This is a genomic window from Caproicibacter sp. (assembly GCF_046707225.1).
GTDB lineage: Bacteria > Bacillota > Clostridia > Oscillospirales > Acutalibacteraceae > Caproicibacter.
Window position 1 is genome coordinate 1 of sequence record NZ_JBJKOP010000020.1, and the last position, 22,355, is coordinate 22,355.

21 protein-coding genes and 1 other annotated feature are annotated in these 22,355 nt (G+C 53.2%); of the genes, 14 read left to right on the forward strand and 7 right to left on the reverse strand.

Annotated elements, in window-relative coordinates; all coding sequences use genetic code 11:
• Window positions 1-137 precede the first annotated feature (137 nt).
• The gene (locus tag ACLQ3M_RS03015) at window positions 138-611 is read right to left on the reverse strand and encodes a DUF1540 domain-containing protein (protein ID WP_411676231.1); all 474 of its coding nucleotides are present in this window, start codon (window positions 609-611) and stop codon (window positions 138-140) included.
• Between the two features lie 52 nt (window positions 612-663).
• Entirely contained in the window at window positions 664-1,299 is a 636-nt protein-coding gene (locus ACLQ3M_RS03020; protein WP_411676232.1) for an AAA family ATPase, read from the reverse strand.
• Between the two features lie 298 nt (window positions 1,300-1,597).
• On the opposite strand from ACLQ3M_RS03020, the gene ACLQ3M_RS03025 reads away from it, so the two are divergent.
• The 13 genes from ACLQ3M_RS03025 to ACLQ3M_RS03085 all read left to right on the forward strand — a co-directional run bounded on the left by ACLQ3M_RS03025 (window position 1,598) and on the right by ACLQ3M_RS03085 (window position 15,541).
• Window positions 1,598-1,993: an MmcQ/YjbR family DNA-binding protein gene (locus ACLQ3M_RS03025; protein WP_411676233.1), complete on the forward strand. Its 396-nt coding sequence runs from the start codon at window positions 1,598-1,600 to the stop codon at window positions 1,991-1,993.
• Between the two features lie 353 nt (window positions 1,994-2,346).
• Window positions 2,347-3,735: a TrpB-like pyridoxal phosphate-dependent enzyme gene (locus ACLQ3M_RS03030; protein ID WP_411676234.1), complete on the forward strand. Its 1,389-nt coding sequence runs from the start codon at window positions 2,347-2,349 to the stop codon at window positions 3,733-3,735.
• 106 nt (window positions 3,736-3,841) lie between these two features.
• Window positions 3,842-4,885: an ABC transporter substrate-binding protein gene (locus ACLQ3M_RS03035; protein WP_411676235.1), complete on the forward strand. Its 1,044-nt coding sequence runs from the start codon at window positions 3,842-3,844 to the stop codon at window positions 4,883-4,885.
• Window positions 4,886-4,902: 17 nt separating this feature from the next.
• Complete coding sequence (locus tag ACLQ3M_RS03040) at window positions 4,903-5,823, forward strand: ABC transporter permease (RefSeq protein WP_411676236.1); 921 nt, start codon at window positions 4,903-4,905, stop codon at window positions 5,821-5,823.
• 4 nt (window positions 5,824-5,827) lie between these two features.
• Entirely contained in the window at window positions 5,828-6,607 is a 780-nt protein-coding gene (locus ACLQ3M_RS03045) for an ABC transporter ATP-binding protein (protein ID WP_411676298.1), read from the forward strand.
• Window positions 6,608-6,707: 100 nt separating this feature from the next.
• Window positions 6,708-6,957: a binding site (T-box leader), on the forward strand.
• 76 nt (window positions 6,958-7,033) lie between these two features.
• Window positions 7,034-8,572 carry a 2-isopropylmalate synthase gene (locus ACLQ3M_RS03050; RefSeq protein ID WP_411676237.1) on the forward strand — a complete coding sequence of 513 codons (1,539 nt, stop codon included), beginning with the start codon at window positions 7,034-7,036 and terminating at the stop codon, window positions 8,570-8,572.
• Window positions 8,573-8,585: 13 nt separating this feature from the next.
• Window positions 8,586-9,860: a 3-isopropylmalate dehydratase large subunit gene (gene leuC, locus ACLQ3M_RS03055; protein WP_411676238.1), complete on the forward strand. Its 1,275-nt coding sequence runs from the start codon at window positions 8,586-8,588 to the stop codon at window positions 9,858-9,860.
• Window positions 9,861-9,862: 2 nt separating this feature from the next.
• Window positions 9,863-10,348 carry a 3-isopropylmalate dehydratase small subunit gene (gene leuD, locus ACLQ3M_RS03060; RefSeq protein ID WP_411676239.1) on the forward strand — a complete coding sequence of 162 codons (486 nt, stop codon included), beginning with the start codon at window positions 9,863-9,865 and terminating at the stop codon, window positions 10,346-10,348.
• A 23-nt stretch (window positions 10,349-10,371) separates the two neighbouring features.
• Complete coding sequence (gene leuB, locus ACLQ3M_RS03065; protein ID WP_411676240.1) at window positions 10,372-11,445, forward strand: 3-isopropylmalate dehydrogenase; 1,074 nt, start codon at window positions 10,372-10,374, stop codon at window positions 11,443-11,445.
• Window positions 11,446-11,650: 205 nt separating this feature from the next.
• Window positions 11,651-12,580, forward strand: coding sequence for a cysteine synthase A (gene cysK / locus ACLQ3M_RS03070; RefSeq protein ID WP_411676241.1), 930 nt, complete (start codon window positions 11,651-11,653; stop codon window positions 12,578-12,580).
• Between the two features lie 97 nt (window positions 12,581-12,677).
• Window positions 12,678-13,631, forward strand: a complete 954-nt coding sequence (locus tag ACLQ3M_RS03075) for an NAD(P)H-dependent glycerol-3-phosphate dehydrogenase (protein WP_411676242.1) — start codon at window positions 12,678-12,680, stop codon at window positions 13,629-13,631.
• 71 nt (window positions 13,632-13,702) lie between these two features.
• Complete coding sequence (locus tag ACLQ3M_RS03080; protein ID WP_411676243.1) at window positions 13,703-14,542, forward strand: P-loop NTPase; 840 nt, start codon at window positions 13,703-13,705, stop codon at window positions 14,540-14,542.
• A gap of 399 nt (window positions 14,543-14,941) precedes the next feature.
• Window positions 14,942-15,541 (forward strand): TetR/AcrR family transcriptional regulator, encoded by a 600-nt coding sequence (locus ACLQ3M_RS03085; protein WP_411676244.1) that lies wholly within the window; start codon window positions 14,942-14,944, stop codon window positions 15,539-15,541.
• A 91-nt stretch (window positions 15,542-15,632) separates the two neighbouring features.
• On the opposite strand, the gene clpB is transcribed toward ACLQ3M_RS03085, so the two are convergent.
• The 4 genes from clpB to ACLQ3M_RS03105 form a co-directional block, all read right to left on the reverse strand.
• A complete protein-coding gene (clpB, locus tag ACLQ3M_RS03090) occupies window positions 15,633-18,239 on the reverse strand; it encodes an ATP-dependent chaperone ClpB (protein WP_411676245.1) in 2,607 nt (868 codons plus the stop codon).
• Between the two features lie 38 nt (window positions 18,240-18,277).
• On the reverse strand, window positions 18,278-18,943 hold the full coding sequence (locus ACLQ3M_RS03095; protein ID WP_411676246.1) for a ribbon-helix-helix domain-containing protein: 666 nt from the start codon (window positions 18,941-18,943) through the stop codon (window positions 18,278-18,280).
• Window positions 18,944-19,135: 192 nt separating this feature from the next.
• The gene (locus tag ACLQ3M_RS03100) at window positions 19,136-20,116 is read right to left on the reverse strand and encodes a D-2-hydroxyacid dehydrogenase (protein WP_411676247.1); all 981 of its coding nucleotides are present in this window, start codon (window positions 20,114-20,116) and stop codon (window positions 19,136-19,138) included.
• A gap of 91 nt (window positions 20,117-20,207) precedes the next feature.
• Complete coding sequence (locus ACLQ3M_RS03105; protein WP_411676299.1) at window positions 20,208-20,654, reverse strand: TspO/MBR family protein; 447 nt, start codon at window positions 20,652-20,654, stop codon at window positions 20,208-20,210.
• 115 nt (window positions 20,655-20,769) lie between these two features.
• On the opposite strand from ACLQ3M_RS03105, the gene ACLQ3M_RS03110 reads away from it, so the two are divergent.
• Window positions 20,770-22,080, forward strand: coding sequence for a glycosyltransferase (locus ACLQ3M_RS03110; protein WP_411676248.1), 1,311 nt, complete (start codon window positions 20,770-20,772; stop codon window positions 22,078-22,080).
• A 29-nt stretch (window positions 22,081-22,109) separates the two neighbouring features.
• On the opposite strand, the gene ACLQ3M_RS03115 is transcribed toward ACLQ3M_RS03110, so the two are convergent.
• A complete protein-coding gene (locus ACLQ3M_RS03115; RefSeq protein WP_411676249.1) occupies window positions 22,110-22,283 on the reverse strand; it encodes a hypothetical protein in 174 nt (57 codons plus the stop codon).
• Window positions 22,284-22,355: the final 72 nt, after the last annotated feature.

Sequence of the window (22,355 nt, forward strand, 5' to 3'; positions counted from 1 at the left end):
GTTATGCTCTAAGAGCTTTTCATTTTGTGTCACAACTAAATTCTAAAGCAAAAAGCCGGAGCAGCCAATACCTTTTGGTATGGTTGTTCCGGCTTTTTTTCGGCGCTGTTTTGCAACAGCCCCTTCCGGATTCGTGATTAAAATGTCGGATGATTCGTTGAGCCGAACCCTTTGCTTTCTTCACTCGATTCGTGCAATGCGGCGGAATATGCGCCGTAGCCCTTCCCCGGCGAATTCTGACCGCCGGTACCGACGGAATTTCGGCTTCCGCCGTCGCCGCCGCTTCGGTTTTCAAAGGTTGCGCATTCCGTTTTGACCTGACCGTTGTTGACATTGGTCGTCCGGATGTCGATGCGATCGGCGGAGCAGGCCCGGTTCTCATTATAAACGCATTTTGTCACTTCGCAGTGAATGTCCAGCGACGGGTTCGGCGATTGATGATCGACCGCGTTTTTCGGAATTCCTCTGTTTTCTTCGGTGTCAATAAAATTTGCACAGTAGGTTTGGGTACTCGCGCTTGCGCGCGGGCCGCCCACCATAATATCGGGGCGGCAGCAGGATTTGCTTTTGTTATTTCCACAGTTTGTAACATCACAATGTAAATTCGTCATATTACGGCACCTCAATCTTAATTTTTATCTATTGTGTGCCGGAAGAAGCGGTTTATTCCTGCTCAGTCTGATTTTCATGCAATTCGACAGCCCGCGCAATCAGTTGTTCCGTTCCTGAAATTCCGATGAAAGAAGTATCGACGCAAAGATGGTAATTTTCGGCGTCCCCCCATTTCTCGTCCGTGTAAAAATGGTAGTAGCCGGAGCGCTGCTTATCCTGCTTTGCGACCCAGCCCGCCGCGCTTTCAGGCTGCACACCGTACTCCGTTACGGCGCGCTCTTTCCGGAACGTAAGGTCGGCGCGCAGGAATACGCTGAATACGTTTTCCTTTCCCCGCAGAATATCGTCGGCGCAGCGGCCCACAATGACGCACGGCCCCGCCTCGGCCGCCTCCCGAATCAGCTTCGCCTGAAGCTGAAACAGGCGGTCGTTGATCGGCAGACGCCCGGATGCAATGGCGTTTTCCGCAAAGGGATAATTGTTTCCCATGATCATTGCATACAGAAGGTTGCTTCCGGCTTTTTCATCCGCCTGTTCCAGAATTTCACGGCTCCATCCGCTTCGCTTCGCGGCCGTCGCGATCAGCTCCCTGTCATAAAAAGGAATCGAAAAACGCTGCGCCAGCTTTTGCCCGATCTCCCGGCCTCCGCTGCCGTACTGTCTTGCGATGGTAATCACGGTCTTCATGCTGATTTCCCTCCAGTTCCGCTTCGTTTGGATTTACTTTTATTATAACATGAAACGGGAGAAATGAGGCATTTTTTTCCACGGATGTCCCCGCTTGACTTGCCCGCGAAATCGGATTATTATTTTTTGTGCCCTTTGAAACTCCCCGGCCATGCCGGGGGGCTCAGAAGAGCGTGGGCGTTGAGCAGAAAATGCGCATCGAACCTACCCCAAACCCCTCCCGTTTTAATTTCGAAGCGAAAGCAGGCGGCCTCCATGAAACGGGGGCGGGGGTGAGTGAAAAGGAGTCTGACCTTTTATGAGGGATAAGAACGGGACGGGAAAAAGCCGTGTTTTGACCCGAAGGGAACTTGCCGACTGCTGCCTCCGCTTTCCCGGCGCTTATGAAGATTACCCGTTTGATGACGATCCGCTTTCTCCGGACGCCTGGACCGTCATGCGGCACAGGGAAAACCGGAAGAGCTTTGCGCTGATCTTTGAGCGCGGCGGGTTCCTCAACATTAACCTGAAATGCGATCCCGCCGAGGCCGATTTTCTGCGCGGAGTTTACCGGAGCGTGACCCCGGCGTATCACATGAACAAGGAACACTGGATCGGCGTCCGGCTGGACGGCGGCGTTCCGGAGGCGGAGCTGTTCGCCTGGGTGGAACGGAGCTTCCGGCTCACGCTTGCGCAAAAGAAAAGAAAGTCTTGACAAAAAATCCGGCCCGGCATATACTGAATATCAACATAAAAAACCGGCGAGTAAGAGTAGTACTTCGGGGTTACATTTTCTTAAGAGAGCCGCAGGCGGTGAGATTGCGGTGGGGATGTTCCGGATGAATGGACTTATGAGGGCGGGACGAAAGGCTTTTTTGCCGAGTAGTGTCCGACGGGATCTTCACCCGTTACCAAGGAAGCGTGCATGGTGGTGCATGGAGTAAGCGGGCGATTTTCGCCAACGTGGGTGGTACCGCAGGAGTTTAGGCTCTTGTCCCTGTAATTACAGGGGCAAGGGCTTTTTTTGTACTCTTTTTTAACTTTTGGCAGAATGAAAGGAGAATTATCATGAGCAAAATTCCATACCGTTTGTATTTAACCGAAGATCAGATTCCGCGGCAGTGGTATAATCTGCGGGCGGATATGAAGGAGCTCCCCGACCCGATGATCAACCCGGTGACCATGAAACCGGCGGTGGAAGAAGACCTGTATCCCGTGTTCTGCCGGGAATTGGCGCATCAGGAAATGGACGCCGAAACGCGCTGTGTGGATATTCCGGACGAAGTGCTGAATATTTACAAGATTTACCGCCCGTCGCCGCTGGTGCGCGCTTATAATCTGGAAAAAGCGCTTGGAACACCGGCAAAGATTTATTACAAATTTGAGGGGAACAATACCTCCGGCAGCCACAAGCTGAATTCCGCCGTCGCACAGGCGTATTATGCGAAGCACGAAGGAATGACTTCCCTGATGACGGAAACGGGCGCGGGACAGTGGGGCACTGCGCTTGCGGAAGCCTGCTCTTATTTTGGAATTCCGCTGACCGTGTTTATGGTTAAGGTTTCCTATCAACAGAAGCCGTACCGCAAAGATGTGATGCGGACGTTCGGCGCGGACGTAATTCCAAGCCCCAGTGATTTGACGAATGCGGGGCGTGCTATTCTTGCCAAAGACCCGAACACCACAGGAAGCCTTGGCTGCGCGATTTCGGAGGCTGTTGAACGCGCCGTCACCACAGAGGGATGCCGCTATGTTCTGGGTTCGGTTTTGAATCAGGTTCTGCTGCACCAGTCCGTGATCGGGTTGGAGTGCGAAACAGCCATGAAGCTGATCGGGGAATACCCGGATGTCGTGATCGGCTGTGCGGGCGGCGGTTCAAATTTAGGCGGGCTGATTGCGCCGTTCATGCGCGATAAACTGACCGGAAAGGCGAATCCGCACTTCATCGCGGTGGAGCCGGCTTCGTGCCCATCCCTGACGCGCGGAAAATACGCTTATGATTTCTGTGACACCGGGAAGGTCACGCCGATGGCGAAAATGTATACCCTCGGCAGCGGCTTTATTCCGTCCGCGAATCATGCCGGCGGTCTTCGTTACCATGGAATGTCTCCGATTCTGTCGAAGCTGTACCATGACGGATATCTGGATGAGGCACGTTCGGTGGAGCAGAGCAAGGTTTTTGAAGCCGCCGTCTATTTTGCAAAGCATGAAACCATCCTGCCCGCGCCGGAATCCGCGCACGCGATTCGAGTGGCGATGGATGAAGCCGTTCGCTGCAGGGAAAGCGGCGAGGCAAAAACGATTCTGTTTGGCCTGACCGGAACCGGATATTTTGATATGGCCGCCTATTCGTCCTACTTGGACGGCAGCATGACGGATACGATCCCGACCGATGAAGCGCTGCAGCGCGGATTTGACAGCCTGCCGAAAATACCCGGAGTTCAGGAAGAACCTTAAAAGCTCAACAAAAATAGCCTGAAAGAAGGTGGTGCCGATGCCGGACGGCTGGCGGTGGAATTCGTGTTCCTTTGGTAAGAATATCTTTTTCAGGAGGGAATCTCATATGAAAAACTTTGGTAAAAAAATCGGCGCGGCGGCTCTCGCCGTTCTTGTCTCCGGCGCGCTCGGCGCCTGCTCGGCCTCCGGCTCCGCTTCTTCCGCGGCGCCGGCTTCTTCCGCCGGATCGTCCGGTTCTTCGGCAAAAACGTCGAAATCGATCGGCATCATCGAATACGCCGTGAATCCGTCGCTTGACAACTGCCATACGGGCTTTGTGAAGGGGTTGGAGGAGTCCGGCTACAAGGAGGGCGAAAATCTGACCGTCGATTTTCAAAACGCCCAGGCGGATCCCAACAATGCCAAAACGATCGCACAGACCATGGTGGCGAAAAAGTATGACATGGTGATGGGCATCGCGACCCCGGCGGCGATGGCTTTGTACGGCGCGGCGAAGTCGGCGGATATTCCGACCATTTTTACTTCCGTCAATGACCCGGTTGCGTCCGGAATCGTAAAGTCGCTAAAAAAGCCCGGCGTCAACTGCACCGGATCCTCCGACGTTCTGCCGCTGGAGGATCAGATCAAAATGATCCGCGCGTTTCTGCCGAACGCGAAGAAAATCGGCGTGCTGCACACGACCAGCGAGCCGAATTCCACGGCATGCCTGAAAAAGTTCCAGAGCATTGCGCCGAAATACGGTTTTGAAGTGGTTGAAATCGGGGTCACAGGTTCCTCCGATGTGGAACCGGCAGTCAAAACGCTGATTTCCAAAGGGGTTGACTGCATCAATAACTTTACGGACAACAATGTTGTCAACCATTTGCCCGGTTTGCTTCAGGCCGCAAACGAAGCAAAAATCCCGATTTTCGGTTCTGAAGTGGAACAGGTGAAGGACGGCTGCCTTGGTTCCGTCAGCATTGATTTCGTTGCCCTTGGGGAAGAAACCGGCAAGATGGCCGCGAAGGTATTGGACGGCACGGCGAACCCGGCGACGACTCCGGTTTACACGGTGGATTTCGGCAAACCGGTATATAACGATAAAGTGATGAAGCAGCTGGGAATTTCTCTTCCCAAGGACTATTCCGGCGCGGAAAACGTCGCGCAGTAAAAACAATCGGGGGGCTGATGGCATTGGATGTGTTTTTGGGACTACTGACCGGCGTGTTGCAGGAGGGCTTTGTCTACGGCATCATGGCGCTTGGAATTTATGTGACGTATCAGGTGCTGAATTTTCCGGATCTTTCGGTGGAGGGAACGTTTCCGCTTGGGTCCTGTGTTGCCGGTGTGATGATCGCTTCCGGACTGAATCCGTGGCTTGCCTGCGTGGCGGCGTTTGCATGCGGGGCGGCGGCGGGCGGCGTGACGGGTCTTCTGCATGTGAAACTGCACATCACCGACCTGCTTTCCGGAATTCTGGTCATGACGGCTTTGTGGAGCGTCAATCTTGCTGTTACTTCCGGCAGCGCGGTCACGCCGTTTTACAACCGGCCAACCATTTACACTTCCGGCCCGGCGGCGCTGATTTCGGATTCCCATAACAGCCTGCGGGCGCTTGTGGTCGCGTTTGTTTCCTGCCTGCTCGTTAAGCTGTTGCTCGATGAATATTTAAAAACAAAATCCGGCCTTTTGCTGCGTGCCGCAGGGAACAATCCGCGGTATGTCGTTTCGCTTGGAAAGGACCCGGGCAATATGAAAATTCTGGGTCTGATGCTCGGCAACGGCCTAGCCGCGCTTTCCGGGTGCATCCTCTGCCAGCGGGAGGAATCCGCCGATATCTACAGCGGGACCGGCATGATCGTTCTGGGACTTGCGGCAGTCATTGTGGGGGTCAATATTTTTTCCGGCATCCGGTTTCTGCGTTCCACAACGGCAGTCATCCTGGGCGCGGTTCTGTACCGCGGCGTTCTGGTGGCCGCGCTGCAGATGGGTCTGCCGACCAACTACATGAAGCTGTTAATGGCGGTGCTGCTGACCGTCGTTCTGGTGGCCTACAAAACGGTGCCGGCGGGAAGGAGGAAGAAACATGTCAGTCGAACGGAAGTCTGAACCGCTGCTGGAATTCCGGCAGATCGATAAAACCTTTCACAGCGGGACGGTTAGCGAACTGAGGCTGTTCGATCATTTTGACCTTTCGGTCCCTCAAGGCCGTTTCGTCTGTATCATCGGAAGCAACGGGTCCGGAAAAACGACCCTTTTGAACCTCCTTTGCGGCGGGGAAACGCCGGACGCGGGCAACATTTTTCTCGGCGGCAGAGAGATTACCCGCGAGCCGGAGCATGTGCGTTCCCGGCGAATCGGCCGCGTGTTTCAGGACCCGTCGATCGGTACCTGCCCGCAGCTGACGATTCTGGAAAATCTCTCCCTTACCGACCGGAAGGGAAAACGCTATGGGCTTTCCCGCGGGGTCAGCCGGAAGAAAATCGACGAGTACCGTTCCAGACTGGAACTGCTGAAGCTGGGGCTGGAGGATCAGCTCGACCTGCCGGTCGCGAACCTTTCGGGCGGCCAGCGGCAGGCGCTGTCCCTTCTGATCTGCACGATGACGCCGATCGACCTGCTGATTCTCGACGAGCACACGGCAGCGCTCGATCCTTCTTCCAGTGAAAATGTGATGGAACTGACGCGGCGTTTTGTCAGGGAGAAGCGGCTGACGGCCCTGATGGTGACGCATAATCTCCGTTTTGCCCTGGCTTACGGCGACCGTCTTGTGATGATGCACCGCGGGAAAGCGGTTCTGGACGTCTGCGACGGGGAAAAGAATGCCCTGAAAATCCACGATCTGACCGAACGATTCAACGAGATCAGCATTGAGGACGGGAATGACGTCTGATTGCGTCTTCCTGTGAAAATGTATTGAAAAATAAAATCATTCATTAAATTCCCCTTGACAGCCGGCAGTTTCTACGCTACAATACCAATTAATTGAATCACGGAATGCGTTGATAGGGATCAAAGCATCTGCAACCGAGTTTCAGAGAGCCGTTGTTTGCTGCGAAACGGTGCCGGGCAGATGTATAACTCACCTTAGAGCAGTCCGCCGAACGGTTTTCATACCCAGTAGAGCGGAACGGTTTCTCCCCGTTACAGGAGAACTGCATTGATGGATGCAGGCCGAGTGGGCATTGGAAACAATGCCAACAAAGAGTGGTACCGCGACAGGATTTCACCGTCGTCTCTTTTTGAGACGGCGGTGTTTTTTGTTTTCCCCGATTCTGCAAATCGTGATGAAATCATTTTGACGGATGGAGGCAATCGTATGACAGAATCCATGAGAAGAATCAAGATTTTTGACACAACCCTGCGCGACGGCGAGCAAAGCCCCGGGTGCAGCATGAATCTGGGGGAGAAGCTGGAAATGGCGGCACAGCTGGAAGAATTGGGAGTCGATGTGATCGAGGCCGGTTTCGCGGTCTCATCCCCGGAGGATTTTGAATCCGTCCGGCAGATTGCCGATGTTTTGCAGAAAACAACGGTGGCGAGTCTGGCACGCGCGACAAAATCGGATATCGACACCGCGTTTGACGCGGTCCAGAAAGCAAAAAAACCGCGCATCCACGTGTTTCTCGCAAGCTCCGATATTCATCTGCAGCACAAGCTGCACATGACGCGGGAGGAAATGCTGCGCCAGACCGGCGAAATGGTCCGCTACGCGAAAACTCTGGTGGAGGACATTGAATTCTCCGCGGAGGATGCGAGCCGCACGGACTGGGAATTCCTTGCGAGGGTTTACGAAACGGCGATTGCGAACGGCGCAACTGTTATCAATGTACCGGATACGGTGGGATATGTGACGCCGCAGGAAATGTACGATCTGATCGCGTATTTGAAAGAGAATGTAAAGGGGATTGAAAAGGCGGAAATTTCCGTCCACTGCCACGACGACCTCGGCATGGCGGTCGCGAATTCACTTGCCGCCGTGCGGGCGGGGGCAACTCAGGTGGAATGTACGGTGAACGGCATCGGCGAACGTGCCGGGAACGCCTCTCTGGAGGAAATCGTAATGGCGCTGAGAACCCGGCAATCCTATTATCAGGCGGCGGCCGGCGTGGATACGACAAAGATTTATAAAACCTGTAAAAAGCTTTCCGCCATCACCGGTGTGCCGATCGGGCCAACCAAGGCGATTGTGGGCGCGAACGCGTTTGCGCACGAGGCGGGAATCCATCAACACGGCGTGCTGAACGATCGTCTGACGTATGAAATCATGACGCCGGAAAGCGTTGGAATTTCCCATAATACGATGGTTCTCGGCAAGCACTCCGGGCGTCACGCGTTTGAAGAAAAACTGAAGTCGCTCGGCTATGCGCTTTCTTCGGAGGCCCTGTCGGAGGCTTTTTCGGCTTTCAAAAAGCTGGCCGATCTGAAGAAAAACGTAACGGACCTCGATTTGGAGGCGCTGCTCTCCGGCGCGGCGAAGATGAAAATCGAGGAAATTTACGCACTGGAATCCTATGTGGTCAACACAAGCTCCGTGAACTCCGCTTCCGCTATGGTAAAATTGGGGGTCGTGGAATCGGGGCAAAAGAAAATCGTGGAAGGGACCGGAATCGGGGCCGGTCCGGTCAACGCGGCCCTTTCCGCAATCGACGCGGTGACGGGGAAGGATTACACATTGGAGAATTTTTCAATTCAGGCGGTGACGGAAGGTGACGACGCGCTCGGCGAGGTTGTCGTCCGGCTGAAAAATTCGGCGGGGACGATTGTCAGCGGCAGAGGACTCAATGTTGATATCATCGGCGCCAGCCTCGCGGCGTATGTCAACGCGTTAAACCGTATGGAATCACGGATGGATTAAGGAGGAACACAGCATGGCAATGACAATGACGCAGAAAATCCTGGCGGACCATGCGGGTCTGCCCGAAGTTCGGGCGGGCCAGTTGATCCGCGCGAAGCTCGATCTGGTTCTCGGCAACGATATTACCACGCCCGTCGCAATTAATGAATTTGAAAAGCACGGGTTAAGCGGCGTGTTCAACCGCGATAAAATCGCGATTGTTCTGGATCATTTCACACCGAATAAAGACATCAAAGCCGCGGAGCAGTCCAAACAGTGCCGCGAATTTGCCAAATGCAACGGAATCACGCATTTCTATGATGTGGGCCGGATGGGAATTGAGCACGCGCTGCTGCCGGAGCAGGGCCTTGTCGCCGCGGGGGAAGCCGTCATCGGCGCGGATTCCCACACCTGCACCTATGGGGCGCTCGGCGCGTTTTCCACCGGAGTCGGTTCCACCGATATGGCGGCGGGCATGGCGACGGGGGAGTGCTGGTTCAAGGTCCCTTCCGCGATCCGCGTACATTTGACCGGGAAACCGAAAAAATGGATCGGCGGAAAAGACGTGGTCTTAACACTGATCGGAATGATCGGCGTGGACGGGGCAAGATATCAATCGCTGGAGTTTACGGGGGACGGCGTTGCGGCGCTCTCGATGGACGACCGCTTTGCCATTGCGAATATGGCGATTGAAGCAGGGGCAAAAAACGGGATTTTTCCGGTGGACGAAACGACGATCGCGTTTATGAAGGGCCGCGTGAATCGGGAATATCAAGTTTACGAAGCCGACGCGGACGCTCCCTACGAAAAAACGGTGGAAATTGACCTTTCAGAGCTTCGCCCCGTCGTGGCGTGCCCGCACCTGCCGTCCAATACGAAACCCGCGGATGAAGTAAACGATATCACCATTGACCAGGTGGTCATCGGTTCCTGCACCAACGGCAGGCTGAGCGATCTCGCAACCGCCGCAGAAATCATCAAAGGAAGAAAGGTTGCGGAAAATGTCCGGGTAATCGTCATTCCGGCGACACAGCACATTTACCGGGAAGCGATGCGCCTTGGCTACCTCGATACCTTTATTGAGGCGGGCTGTGCCGTTTCCACGCCTACCTGCGGGCCATGCCTTGGGGGGCATATGGGAATCATGGCGGCGGGCGAGCGCACCGTGGCAACGACGAACCGGAACTTTGTCGGGCGCATGGGGGACCCAAGCTCTGAAGTTTATCTCGCGGGTCCGGCCGTGGCGGCGGCTTCCGCCATTCTCGGCAGGATTGCGTCACCGGAAGAAATCGAACAAGGGGGAAACTGAAAATGCAGGCAAACGGAACGGTCTTTGTTTACGGGGATAATGTTGATACGGACGTCATTATTCCCGCGCGGTATCTGAACAGCTCCGACCCGAAGCATCTGGCTTCACACTGCATGGAGGACATCGACGCGGCATTCGCGCAAAAGGTGCGGCCGGGCGACATTATTGTCGGCGGCAGCAACTTCGGCTGCGGCTCCTCCCGCGAACACGCGCCGCTCGCGATTAAATCCTGCGGGGTATCCTGCGTCATCGCAAAAAGCTTTGCGCGCATTTTTTACCGCAACTCCATCAACATCGGCCTTGCGATTCTGGAATGCCCGCAGGCCGCCGAAAACATCCGGCAGGGGGACGAAATTTCCATCGATTTCGACAGCGGCGTCATTATAAATAGAACAAAGCAGGAAACCTATCAGGCGGAGCCGTTTCCGGAATTTATCCGTGAGATTATCAACGCGGACGGGCTTTTAAATTCATTGAGCAAATGCTAAACGGATACGTGGGGGTGACAATTATGGAAAAAACGATTGTGTTGTTCAGAGGGGACGGCATCGGCCCTGAGATCGTGGACGGCGCCGTGACGGTGCTGAAACGCGTGGAACAAAAATTCGGGCATCGGTTCCGCTTTGAATCGGCGTTGATCGGCGGCGCTTCCATCGACGACTGCGGCAAGCCGCTGACCGAAGATACCGTTGCGGTCTGCAAACAGGCCGACGCGGTTCTGCTCGGAGCGGTCGGAGGACCGAAATGGGACTCGATTCCCGTGGAAGACCGCCCGGAGCGCGGCCTTCTGGGCATCCGAAGCGCGCTGGGCCTTTACGCAAACCTGAGGCCTGCTTATCTGTATCAGGAGCTGGCCGCGGCCTGCCCGCTGCGGGAAGAACGCGTAAACGGCGGGATTGATCTGATGATGGTTCGGGAACTGACCGGAGGGATCTATTTCGGCAAGCGGGGAACGGTAACGAAGGAAAACGGAAAAAAGTCCGCGTTTGACCGAATGGAATACAGTGAGGAAGAAATTGAACGGATCGGCGTCATTGCGTTTCGGCAGGCAATGATGCGCCGCAAAAAGCTGGTCAGCGTGGATAAGGCCAATGTGCTGGACACCTCCCGCCTGTGGCGGAACGTGATGCACCGCCTGAGCGAGAGGTTCCCGGAGGTGGAATACCGTGATCAGCTGGTGGACAGCGCCGCGATGCAGCTGGTCTCCGATCCGGGACAGTTCGACGTCATCGTCACGGAAAACATGTTCGGCGACATTCTCTCCGACGAGGCGAGCATGGCGGCAGGTTCCATCGGGATGCTGCCCTCCGCGTCGCTGGGGGACAGAACGCGCGGACTCTATGAGCCGATTCACGGCTCCGCGCCGGATATCGCGGGCAGGGACGCGGCGAATCCGCTGGCGACGATTCTTTCCGCCGCCATGATGCTCAAAATCTCGTTCGGCATGGAGGAGGAAGCGCGGGCGGTGGAAGCCGCCGTTCAGTCGGCTTTGACAAGCGGGTACCGCACAAAGGACATCGCCGCGCAGGGAGAAACCGTGACGGGGTGCCGGAAAATGGCGGAAATCGTTGCAAACGCCATTTAGAATCGAAGGATAAAAACGGGCAGAGCAGAACCGGGACGGCCGCTTGAGACCGTCCCTTTTTGCTGCTCGGAATAAAATTTGATTCAGAATCCTAAAAAAGCTTGACATTGTTTCGTTTCTTGCCTATAATAATAACAAGCCAATAACATATAATTATAGTATGAATACTATGAAATAAAAGCAAAAACGAAAAAGGAGCGCTAACATGATGAAAATAGCAAAGAATCTGACGGAACTGATCGGCAATACCCCGATGCTGGAGCTGTCCAATTTTGAGAAAGAAAAAGGCGCGCAGGCAACCATTGCGGCAAAGCTGGAATCCTTTAATCCGCTTTCCAGCGTAAAGGACCGCGTCGGCTATGCGCTGATTCGGGATGCGGAAGAAAAAGGTCTGATCAATCGGGATACCACGCTGATTGAGCCGACCAGCGGGAATACCGGAGTCGGTCTGGCGTTTGTGGCGGCGGCGAAAGGCTATCGACTGATTCTGACCATGCCGGACACCATGAGTCTGGAGCGCCGGCGCCTGGTTGCGGCGCTGGGTGCCGAGCTTGTCCTGACGGAGGGCGCGAAGGGAATGAAAGGCGCGATTGAAAAAGCCAACGAGCTGCACGCTCAAATCCCGAATTCATTGATTCCGGGTCAGTTTGTCAACCAGGCGAATCCGGAGATGCACCGTAAAACCACCGGAGAAGAAATTTGGCGCGATACCGACGGTAAAGTGGACCTCTTTGTCGCGGGCATCGGCACCGGCGGAACGGTTTCCGGTACGGGACGCGCGCTGAAAGAACACAATCCGAATGTGAAGGTGGTTGGCGTGGAGCCCGCGGGGTCTCCTGTGATTTCTCAGGGAAAAGCGGGCCCGCACCGGATTCAGGGGATCGGCGCCGGTTTTATACCGGAAACGCTCGACGTCAAGATTCTGGACGAAGTGATCACGGTGACGAATGAAGACGCGTTCGAAACGACCGCCCGTCTGGCGAAAAGCGAGGGACTTTTGGTCGGGATTTCTTCCGGCGCGGCGGTTTTCGCGGCTCTCCAGCTTGCGAAGAGGCCCGAAAATAAAGGAAAGCTGATTGTTGCGCTTTTGCCGGACACCGGTGAGCGGTATCTTTCAACCGGCGTGTTCGACTGAAAACAGAATCTTTCGTGAAAAAACGGGAGCGGGCGGTTGTCCGGCCCCGTTTTTTTTGCTATGATACTGATATACTAAATCTGGGAGGTGGATTTATTTGCAGATTTCCGTCATCGGCTGCGGCCGCTGGGGAAGTTTTTTGGCATGGTATCTGAATGGAATCGGGCATCAGATTACCTTATATGGAAGGGAAAGCTCCCGGAAGTTTACGGAGCTTCGAAAAACCGGAACGAACGGGCTTGTTACTCTGGATGAGAAAATGAACCTGACTTCCGACCTTGGCGCGGCCTTGAAATCTCAAATTCTTGTCATATCAATCGGCGCGCAGTCGTTTCGTTCCCTGATGGAACAGCTCTCTTCCCGCGATCTTGCCGGAAAAACCGTAGTGCTTTGCATGAAAGGATTGGAGGCGGGGACAGGGAAGCGGCTGACACAGATTTTTGAGGATTACCGTCCGGATACGCCGGTTGCCGTTTGGGTCGGGCCGGGCCATGTGCAGGACTTTACGCGCGGAATTCCAAACTGTATGGTCATCGACAGCCGGTCCATGCAGGTGAAAAAAGAGCTGGTGAATGCGTTTTCCAGCGACCTGATCCGTTTTTACTATGGGGACGACCTCATCGGCAACGAGATCGGCGCGGCTTCTAAAAACGTTATCGGCATTGCCGCCGGGATGCTGGACGGCCTGAACAAAACCGCCCTCAAGGGGGCGCTGATGTCGCGCGGGACAAGAGAAATCGCCCGGTTGATCCGAAAAATGGGCGGCAATGAGATTACGGCCTACGGCCTTGCGCATCTTGGGGATTACGAAGCGACCGTCTTTTCGCCCTACAGCCACAACCGCCGGTTCGGCGAAGCGTTTGTGCGCGGCGAAGACTACGGCGAACTTGCGGAAGGAGTCGCGACCACAAAGGCGATGCTGACGCTCGGGCGGCAATATCAGGCGGAGCTGCCCATCAGCGACGCGGTGAACCGCGTGATCAATCAGGGAGAAGAACCGAACCGCGTTCTTTCCGATCTGTTTCTGCGAAGCATCAAAATGGAATTTTAGTTGACAAATTTAGTATAGAATCTTAGAATAAGAAAAAGAAACCCGTATGTTGTAAAAAAGGAGTTATTTTAATGAGTGAAGAAAACTGCAGTCATGACTGTTCCTCCTGCGGAGAATCGTGCTCTTCTCGCACGGAACCTCAGGATTTTCTGGCAAAGCCGAACCCGCAGAGTAAAATAGACCGGGTCATCGGCGTTGTCAGCGGCAAGGGCGGCGTGGGAAAAAGTCTGGTTACCTCCCTGCTGGCCGTTCAGCTCAACCGCCGCGGGTACCATACCGGCGTGCTGGACGCGGACGTGACAGGCCCTTCGATTCCGAAAGTGTTTGGGATTCATCAGCATGCGATGGGGAACGAGAATGGAATTGTTCCGGTCAAAACCCGCACGGGAATCGACGTTATTTCCGTCAACCTGCTGCTGGAGGATGAGAACGCTCCCGTCGTGTGGCGCGGGCCGATTATTGCAAATGTGGTCAAGCAGTTCTGGACGGATGTTGTTTGGAAAGATGTAAATTATCTGTTTGTCGACATGCCTCCGGGAACCGGCGACGTGCCGCTGACAGTCTTCCAGTCAATTCCTCTGGACGGGATAGTCATTGTCACTTCGCCGCAGGAGCTTGTTTCCATGATTGTTTCCAAGGCGGTTTCCATGGCGAAAATGATGAATATTCCGATTCTCGGCATTGTCGAAAACATGAGCTATGTCAAATGCCCGGACTGCGGCAAGGAGATTTCTGTTTTCGGAGAAAGCCATTTGGAACAGACGGCGCAGAAATTCGGCCTGAAAGTTCTTGGCAGATGTCCTTTGGACCCGCAGGTCGCCGCAAAGTGCGACGCCGGGAACGCGGAGGACATTGAGGCTCCGTGGCTTTCGGACGCGGCCGACGAGGTGGAGCGCCTGACCAAAGGCTGATTTTGCACCGAACAGGACAGTCAAAACAAATGAGCCCGCCTTTTCATTGCGGAAGGGCGGGCTTTATTTTTTTTTTGGAGGGCAATTTCAGACAGACCGGAACCGGTTTCGGACCTGGGACGGGCATATGCGGCGCGATACAGGAAGAAGCCCGCGTTTCACAGAGTGAATTGAGATTAGTGCATAAAGCATAATTGCATCAGCTTATATTTGTTGATATTTTTCTTTTAATTTTGTTTTAAATCGCTTTTTTAGAACTATTTCGCAAGAATTGGTTTGAAAAAGCTAAAAAATGTTTTAAAAACAAAAAAATATTGAAAAATATAATTTATTTTCTTTTTTATATAATAATTATTTTGTCATACAATTAAAATAGAAGCAAGAAATGGAGGGAATGAAGTGAACCGGGAAGAACGCAAAAAAGAGTATTTGAAATGTTTTATCAAAACGTTTTCAGAGAATGGAATTGACAGAACACCTGTAAAAAAATTGGCCGGCGAGGCAAAAATGAATGAAGCTTCCATCTATCAATATTTTAAAAACAAAGATGAAATTGTTGTTGAATGCGTCAGATTGTATCTGGAAGGAGAGCTCGAGCGGCTTTTGCAGGTTCTGTCCGATCCGGAAGAGGATTTTGAATCCAGGGTCAGAAGTTTTCTCAACCTCAGTTATGAAACTGCAGATGAAGCAAAGTTCATCATACAGGTTTTGACCAGCCCTACGTACAGCGTCATGTGTTCTCCGATTGTCCACGACTTCAGCAAACGCATCCTTTCCACATCTTCGCATGCAGATGCGGAAGACGAAGATGATTCGGCGGCAAAGGAGTCCGCCGTTCAGCTTCTGCTGTTGAGTATTATGATCGGCGATCGGGTATTCGGTGAAAGCAGCCTGCTTCGTGTGCAGGTTGAATGCCTCCTGCATTTGATTGATCATGACGGCGGCATGTGCACAGGCGTCTTTCAGGACAGAGCGTTTTCTCAGCGGAATTCTGCGTAACACTCATGAATGGCACACTTTTTCTTTCTGTGAAAAGAGGACCGGCTGAAAAGCCGGTCCTCTTTTCGTTCATTCCCCCGTGGAGAGGAATTTATTTTTCGGTTTTGGGGAATAACTGTTCTCCGTCGCTGTCGATGATCAACTCGGTCTGGGGGGTCAGAGCGGAAGAGAGAATCATCTTGGCAATCAGTGTTTCAATATTGCTCTGAATCAGCCGTTTGAGCGGCCTTGCGCCGTAAACAGGATCATAGCCGCGGTTTACAACAAATTCCCTTGCGGCGGGAGTGAGGCGGACGCTGAGTTGTTTGCCGCTCAGCCGCTTTTGCAGCGCCGCGATCTGCAGGTCTACAATTTTGTCTATTTCTTTCCGCGTCAGAGGGCGGTAGAAGACGATTTCATCCAGCCGGTTCAAGAATTCCGGACGGAACTGACGCCTCAGCAACGCGGTGACCTGGCTTCTGGCTTCCTCGCTGATCTGTCCTTCCTGATTGATCCCTTCCAGAATCCGGTCCGAACCGAGATTTGAGGTCAGAATCAGAATGGTGTTTTTAAAATCAACGGTGCGCCCCTGCGAATCGGTGATCCGCCCGTCGTCCAGAACCTGCAGCAGGATGTTGAAAACGTCCGGATGGGCTTTTTCCACTTCGTCAAACAGAACCACGGAATACGGGTGCCGTCGGACGGCCTCCGTCAGCTGACCGCCTTCCTCGTATCCGACATAACCGGGAGGGGCGCCGATCAGGCGGGATACGGAGAATTTTTCCATATATTCCGTCATGTCGATTCGAATCATGTTCTTTTCGTCGTCGAATAATGTCTGTGCCAGCGCCTTGGCCAGCTCCGTTTTGCCGACTCCGGTAGGGCCGAGGAACAGGAACGAGCCAATCGGCCTGTTTGGATCCTGAATTCCCGCCCGCGACCGAAGAATGGAATCCGTCACCTTTTGGACCGCTTCGTCCTGACCGACAACGCGCTGATGAAGAATCTCTCCGAGCCGCAGCAGCTTTTCCCGCTCGCTTTCCACCAGGCGGGACACCGGGATTCCGGTCCAGCGCCCGACAATTCGCGCGATTTCGTCCTCCGTGACGCGGTCATGCAGAAGAGAATCGGAATTCTGCGTCTTTTCCGCGACCGCTTCCTCCGCTTTTAACTGCTTTTCCAGCTCCGGAAGTTTTCCGTACTTTAGTTCCGCCGCTTTGTTCAGGTCGTAATTCCGTTCCGCTTTCTCGATCTCCGCGTTGACCTGCTCGATCTGCTCGCGGAGTCCGCGCACCTTGCTGATCGCCTGCTTTTCATTTTCCCACTTTGCTTTCATTTCTTTAAAGCGGGCGCGTTCATCCGCCAGTTCTTTTTGAATTTGTGCCAGATGCTCTTTTGAAAGCGGATCCGAGTCCTTCTTTAAAGCAGCCTCTTCGATTTCTCTCTGCATAATCCTGCGGGAAATGTCGTCCAGTTCGGTCGGCATCGAATCGATTTCCGTGCGGACCATCGCGCAGGCTTCGTCAATCAGATCAATGGCTTTATCGGGCAGAAAACGGTCCGAAATATAGCGGTTGCTCAGTACCGCCGCCGCGATGAGCGCCTGATCCTGAATTTTTACGCCGTGAAAAACCTCATAGCGTTCTTTCAGTCCGCGAAGAATCGAGATCGTATCCTCCACGGTCGGCTCCTCAACCATGACGGGCTGGAACCGGCGTTCCAGCGCCGCGTCTTTTTCGATGTACTGATGATATTCGTTCAGCGTGGTCGCGCCGATACAGTGCAGCTCTCCGCGGGCGAGCATCGGCTTGAGCAGGTTTCCGGCGTCCATGCTCCCTTCCGTTTTGCCGGCGCCTACAATCGTGTGCAGTTCATCAATAAAGAGGATGATTTTTCCTTCGCTCTTCTTGACTTCGTTCAGAACGGCCTTCAAACGTTCCTCAAACTCGCCGCGGAATTTGGCGCCCGCGATGAGCGCGCCCATATCGAGGGAAAACACTTTGTGGTCCTTAATACTGTTCGGGACGTCTCCGCGTACAATGCGCTGCGCCAAACCTTCCGCGATCGCGGTCTTGCCGACTCCGGGTTCGCCGATTAGGACGGGGTTGTTTTTTGTCTTACGCGAAAGAATCAGAATTACGTTGCGAATTTCATCGTCACGGCCGATGACGGGATCCAGCTTGTGGTTCTTTGCAAGGGATACCAAATCCTGTGCGTACTTCGCCAGAGCGTCGTAGGTTTCCTCCGGATTGTCGCTGGTGACGCGCGTGCTTCCCCTTACCGTGGAAAGCGCGGCGAGAAAAGAATTGCGGTTGATCCCATAGCGGTCGAACAGCTTGCGGATTTCCGGATCCGGTCGGTCAATCAGAGCGAGCATGACATGTTCCACAGAGACATATTCGTCTTTCATCCGCTCCGCAAGGCGTTCCGACTCGGTCAAAGCGGCGTCCGTACCGGAGGAAACATAAATTTTCCCGGGTTCCCGGCCGGGACCCGTCACGCCGGGCAGACGGTTCACCAGCTCCTGAGCATCGCGGGTAAGCGCCTCCGAGTCGATGCTCATTTTCTTGATCAGCTGAGGAATCAGTCCGTTTTGCTGGGTCAGCAGGGACAGCAGCAGGTGTTCCTGCCCAACCTGCATATTGCTGTTTTCGATCGCGATATTCTGGGCCTGCTGAATCGCTTCCAGTGATTTTTGAGTAAATTTCTGAGTATCCATAAATGCCAAACCCCCTTTTGTCTGTCTGAAACTTATTTTTATATGATTATGTTTTTCTTAATGTGGTTTTGATATTCCCATTCCAGTTTTACCTGCGTTTTGATGGGAGAATCGGAACCGGCGCAGTAATGCTTCAATTCCCGGTCAAATTCCAGAATATAGTCGCAGATTGCTTCCGACGTTTTTTCCGCCGTTCGGTCCTGCTCGGAAGCGGGAGCGACTAGCGTTCTGGTAAAGCGCCCGGGTCCGATCTCATACGGGACATGGTCGCCGGGGAAATGCGCTCCAAGCCACCGCTGCTCCATTTTGCCCCGAAAAGTGAAAAATTCGGTCAAAAGCTCTTCCAACACAGGACTTTTCGTACGCAAGGTGACCCGCAACTCTCCAATAGCCTTCGAATTTTCCCGAAAAAGCTCCAGCGCGTAACGAACGGTCGGATGATAACGGTATTTCAGGGAACTGCGGATGGTCAGCATGGTCTCACTTTGGCGGGAACGCACCTGAAAATTATCCGCCGCTGAAAAATATTGTTCCATACAGCTGAAGATATTTCCGATTCTTTCTTCCGGAGTGGCACAGGAAAGGTAGTCCGCAAGGATTCGGTTAATCATTCCGCTTCGGCTGATTCCCTGTTCGCACGCAAGGCGGTCCACCGCGTCTACCAATTTCTCCAAAAGCACAATACTGTAGACATTGCGATCCATTCCCACACCTCTTTTCTTTATAATTATAAGCAACTAAAAATAATTTGTCAAACAATTTATATAAATAGTCGTGCAAATTATGGCGTAATAAGCGATTTGTTTCGGAAACACGCGTTTTAATATAAAAATCAGAAAATAAAATCCCCGGCAAAGAAGCCGGGGGCAGGAAGGGATTGCTTCAATTATTTTCTGTCAGTCGTTCTTCTTGTAACCGGTGGACAGATCAACGATATTGATCAAGGGCTTGTTTTCAAAATAGCGGGACAGGTTTGTACAGATAATTTCAAAGACCCGTTCGAAGTTTTCGCGGGCGTCCCATCCGCCTGAGATGTGCGGGGTAATGATGGTGTTCGGCGCGTCCCAGATCGGATGCTCCGCCGGCAGGGGCTCCGGGTCCGTAACATCGAGTGCGGCTCCATAAAGCTTTCCTGCATAAAGGGCTTCGCTGAGAGCATCGGTATCGACTGCGGTTCCCCGACCGACATTGACAAGAACGGCGTCTGGTTTCATCAGGCCGATCTTTTCTTTACCGAACAAATGCTGTGTTTCGCCGGTTGACGGCAGGCTGAGGGTGACGACATCCGCGCGGGGAAGAAGCTCGTCCAGCCGGTCGGCGGTATACAGCTCGTCCAAATAATCGGGCTTTTCACCCGGTGTGCGTTTTACTCCGATCACCTTACCGCCCAGCGTTTTGTACCGTTTTGCGAATTCGCTGCCGATGTTTCCAAGGCCGACGACAAGGGCGGTGGTGCCGAGGACATGCCTCGATTTTCCGCTGCTTTTCCATAGGTGCTGCCGCTGATTGTCACGGTAATGGGGGAAATCCAGAAGAAGACTGAGCACCGAACAAATCATGTATTCCGACATGGATTTTCCGTAGGCGCCTGTGGCATTGGTAAGGGTGACTCCGTCGGGCAGGACGCCGGGCTTGGTATAGAGATCCGCTCCTGCGCTGAGAAGTTGCAGCCATTCAAGGTTAGAAGCATATTTCAGTATGGACCGGCGCGGCATTCCAATCAGAATATTAACCTTTGCAATCAAGTCCTGATTGATTTCGTTGTTATCTTGAAAAATCAGTTCGGCATCGGTTGCAATCTCCTGCAGCTTTGCCCGGTGGGCATCATCCGCCTTAAAGCCTTCGGGAAAATCAAACAGGATTGTTTTTTTGTCCATGGTATCCATACTCCTATCTACAATTTTATACCATTATATCACAGGCTTTTCCAAAAACAAAACGGTTGTTTTCCCTGAGCATTCATTTCGCTTATGTCCGGTTCAACAGGGCGATCATCAGGTTTAAATAGCCGGCAAAAACGACCCAAAGCAAATAGGGCAGCTGCAGAAGCGCTGCGGATTTATTAATTTTCCAAAACGTCACGACCATGACGATGATCAGGCCCAGAAGCAGAAGAAGCCAGAAAAAGGAAAACCAGTAGGCTTTCAGGGAAAAGAAAAAAATCGTCCAGAAAAAGTTGACGGCAAGCTGAGCCGCGTAGAAAATCAGTGCGTTTTTTCTGCCGGGGGAATCCGATTGATAAATCATGGCTGAGCTGATTCCCATCAGCACATAAAGAACGGTCCACACGATTGGAAATACTGCTGAGGGCGGCGTCAAAGACGGCTTTTTCAGTGCCTCAAACGCAGCCATCTCGTTTCTGGTCAGAAAACCGGCAAGTGCGCCAACCCCGACCGCAATCAGGATCGAGATCAGATGAAATTTTAATTTTTTTTAGGAAATAATCATAATGCAATCACCTCGGAGTAATATATACTTCTGGAAAACAAATATAATGGCACCTCTGAGGGCTAGAAAGGCGATTTATAAAATGGGGAAAAAGAAGGTACGCATCGTTTTTTGTTCTTTGTTCCAGGATGCCGGGGAAGCGACTCGCGCGCTGGAGCTGGCGCGGGGACTTAGGCGGCAGTGCCCGCCGGGGTTAAGCCCGGAAATTATCTTTCTAAGCCACGGCGGACGCTTTGACGAAGCCTTCGCCGAAGCCGGTTTTTCCGTCACACCTGCAAAGCCCGCATTGCCGGGAGTCGGATTCCGGCAGGATCTGAAGACTTCGGCGCTTGAATTTGTGGGGGATGCGGGTCTGGCCGCCGAACTGCTTCGCGGGGAATATGAAGCAATGTTGCAGATTCGGCCGGATTTCGTGATTCACGGATTCTGGCCGGTTGCAGGAATGGCGGCAAAACTGACCGGTACTCCGGAAATATGTTATCTTCCGGTTCCGTTTGAACCGAAAGCGTTTTCTACATGGTTGCTTCAAGACCTTCCGGATTTCGTGGGGCCGCTGACTCTGCTCCCAAAAACGGTCCGGATGAAAATCATGGCGGCTATTCCCAAATCCCTGAAATTGAAAATGCCGCTTCTGCGTCAGAAGAATCTGGTCAGGGCGTTTGAACTGGCGGGAGGGAACGAAAACCGACCTGAGAATCTCTTCGATATGCTCAAGTCGGATTTTACGATCATCAACGATTTTCCGGTTTTTTATGAAGGAAAACCACTTCCCCAAAATTTTGCCGTGACGGGACCGCTGTTTCCGAAAGGGACCCGGGATGCGGAGATTGATCCGGAAATACAAAGGCGGTTGAAACCGGATTCCGGAAAGCTGAGAATTTTCTGTACGCTTGGTTCTTCCGGAGGCAAAGATTTTTTACTTGAGGCGATCCGCGCATTAAAGAGGATGGAAAACTGTACCTCAGTGGTCCTGTGCCCGCCTTCCGTATGCCCTTTTCAGGAAGCGAAAAGCGTTGCGGGCGGCAGCCCGGACCTGTACCTGACGGACACGTTTGTTCCGGCTCTGAAGGTGAATAAAATGGCGGATGTGGTTCTGAGCCACGGGGGACAGGGAACGCTCCAGACGGCGGTTGCAAGCGGTACTCCGGTTGTGGGGTTTGCGGTACAGCCGGAGCAGCAGATCAATCTGGAGCATATTGTTTCATTTGGGGCGGCCGTCAGGCTTCCGTCCCGGCGCTGGAAGGCCGACATAATCTGCGGCGCGCTGAAAACGGTCGGCACGGACCCTCACTACCGTTCCAAGATGCAAATCTTACTGAAACAGCTGACCATAATTGATGGAGAAACGGAAGCCGCGAAAGCTATCTGGAATTTTTGGAATTCGCAGCGGTAAGGATGTGCGGAACGGTCGGACTCCGCACGTTATTCGTCGTCCCTGGTTAGATTTTCCGCGTAGTCGCGCAGGCTTTCTATGGAATTGATGCTTTGGGCCCGTTGGCTGATTGATTCGCGGACGAAATTTGGAAGGGAACGAAAATACCGGTCGGCTTCCGGGTTCTGTCGTATCAGACCGTACAAATCTTCGTAATGCTGCATGAAAATCCCCCCTTTCTCTTCGCTTTATTATTAACCGATTTTTTAGAATTAGAAGGCGAATTTGTTAATATC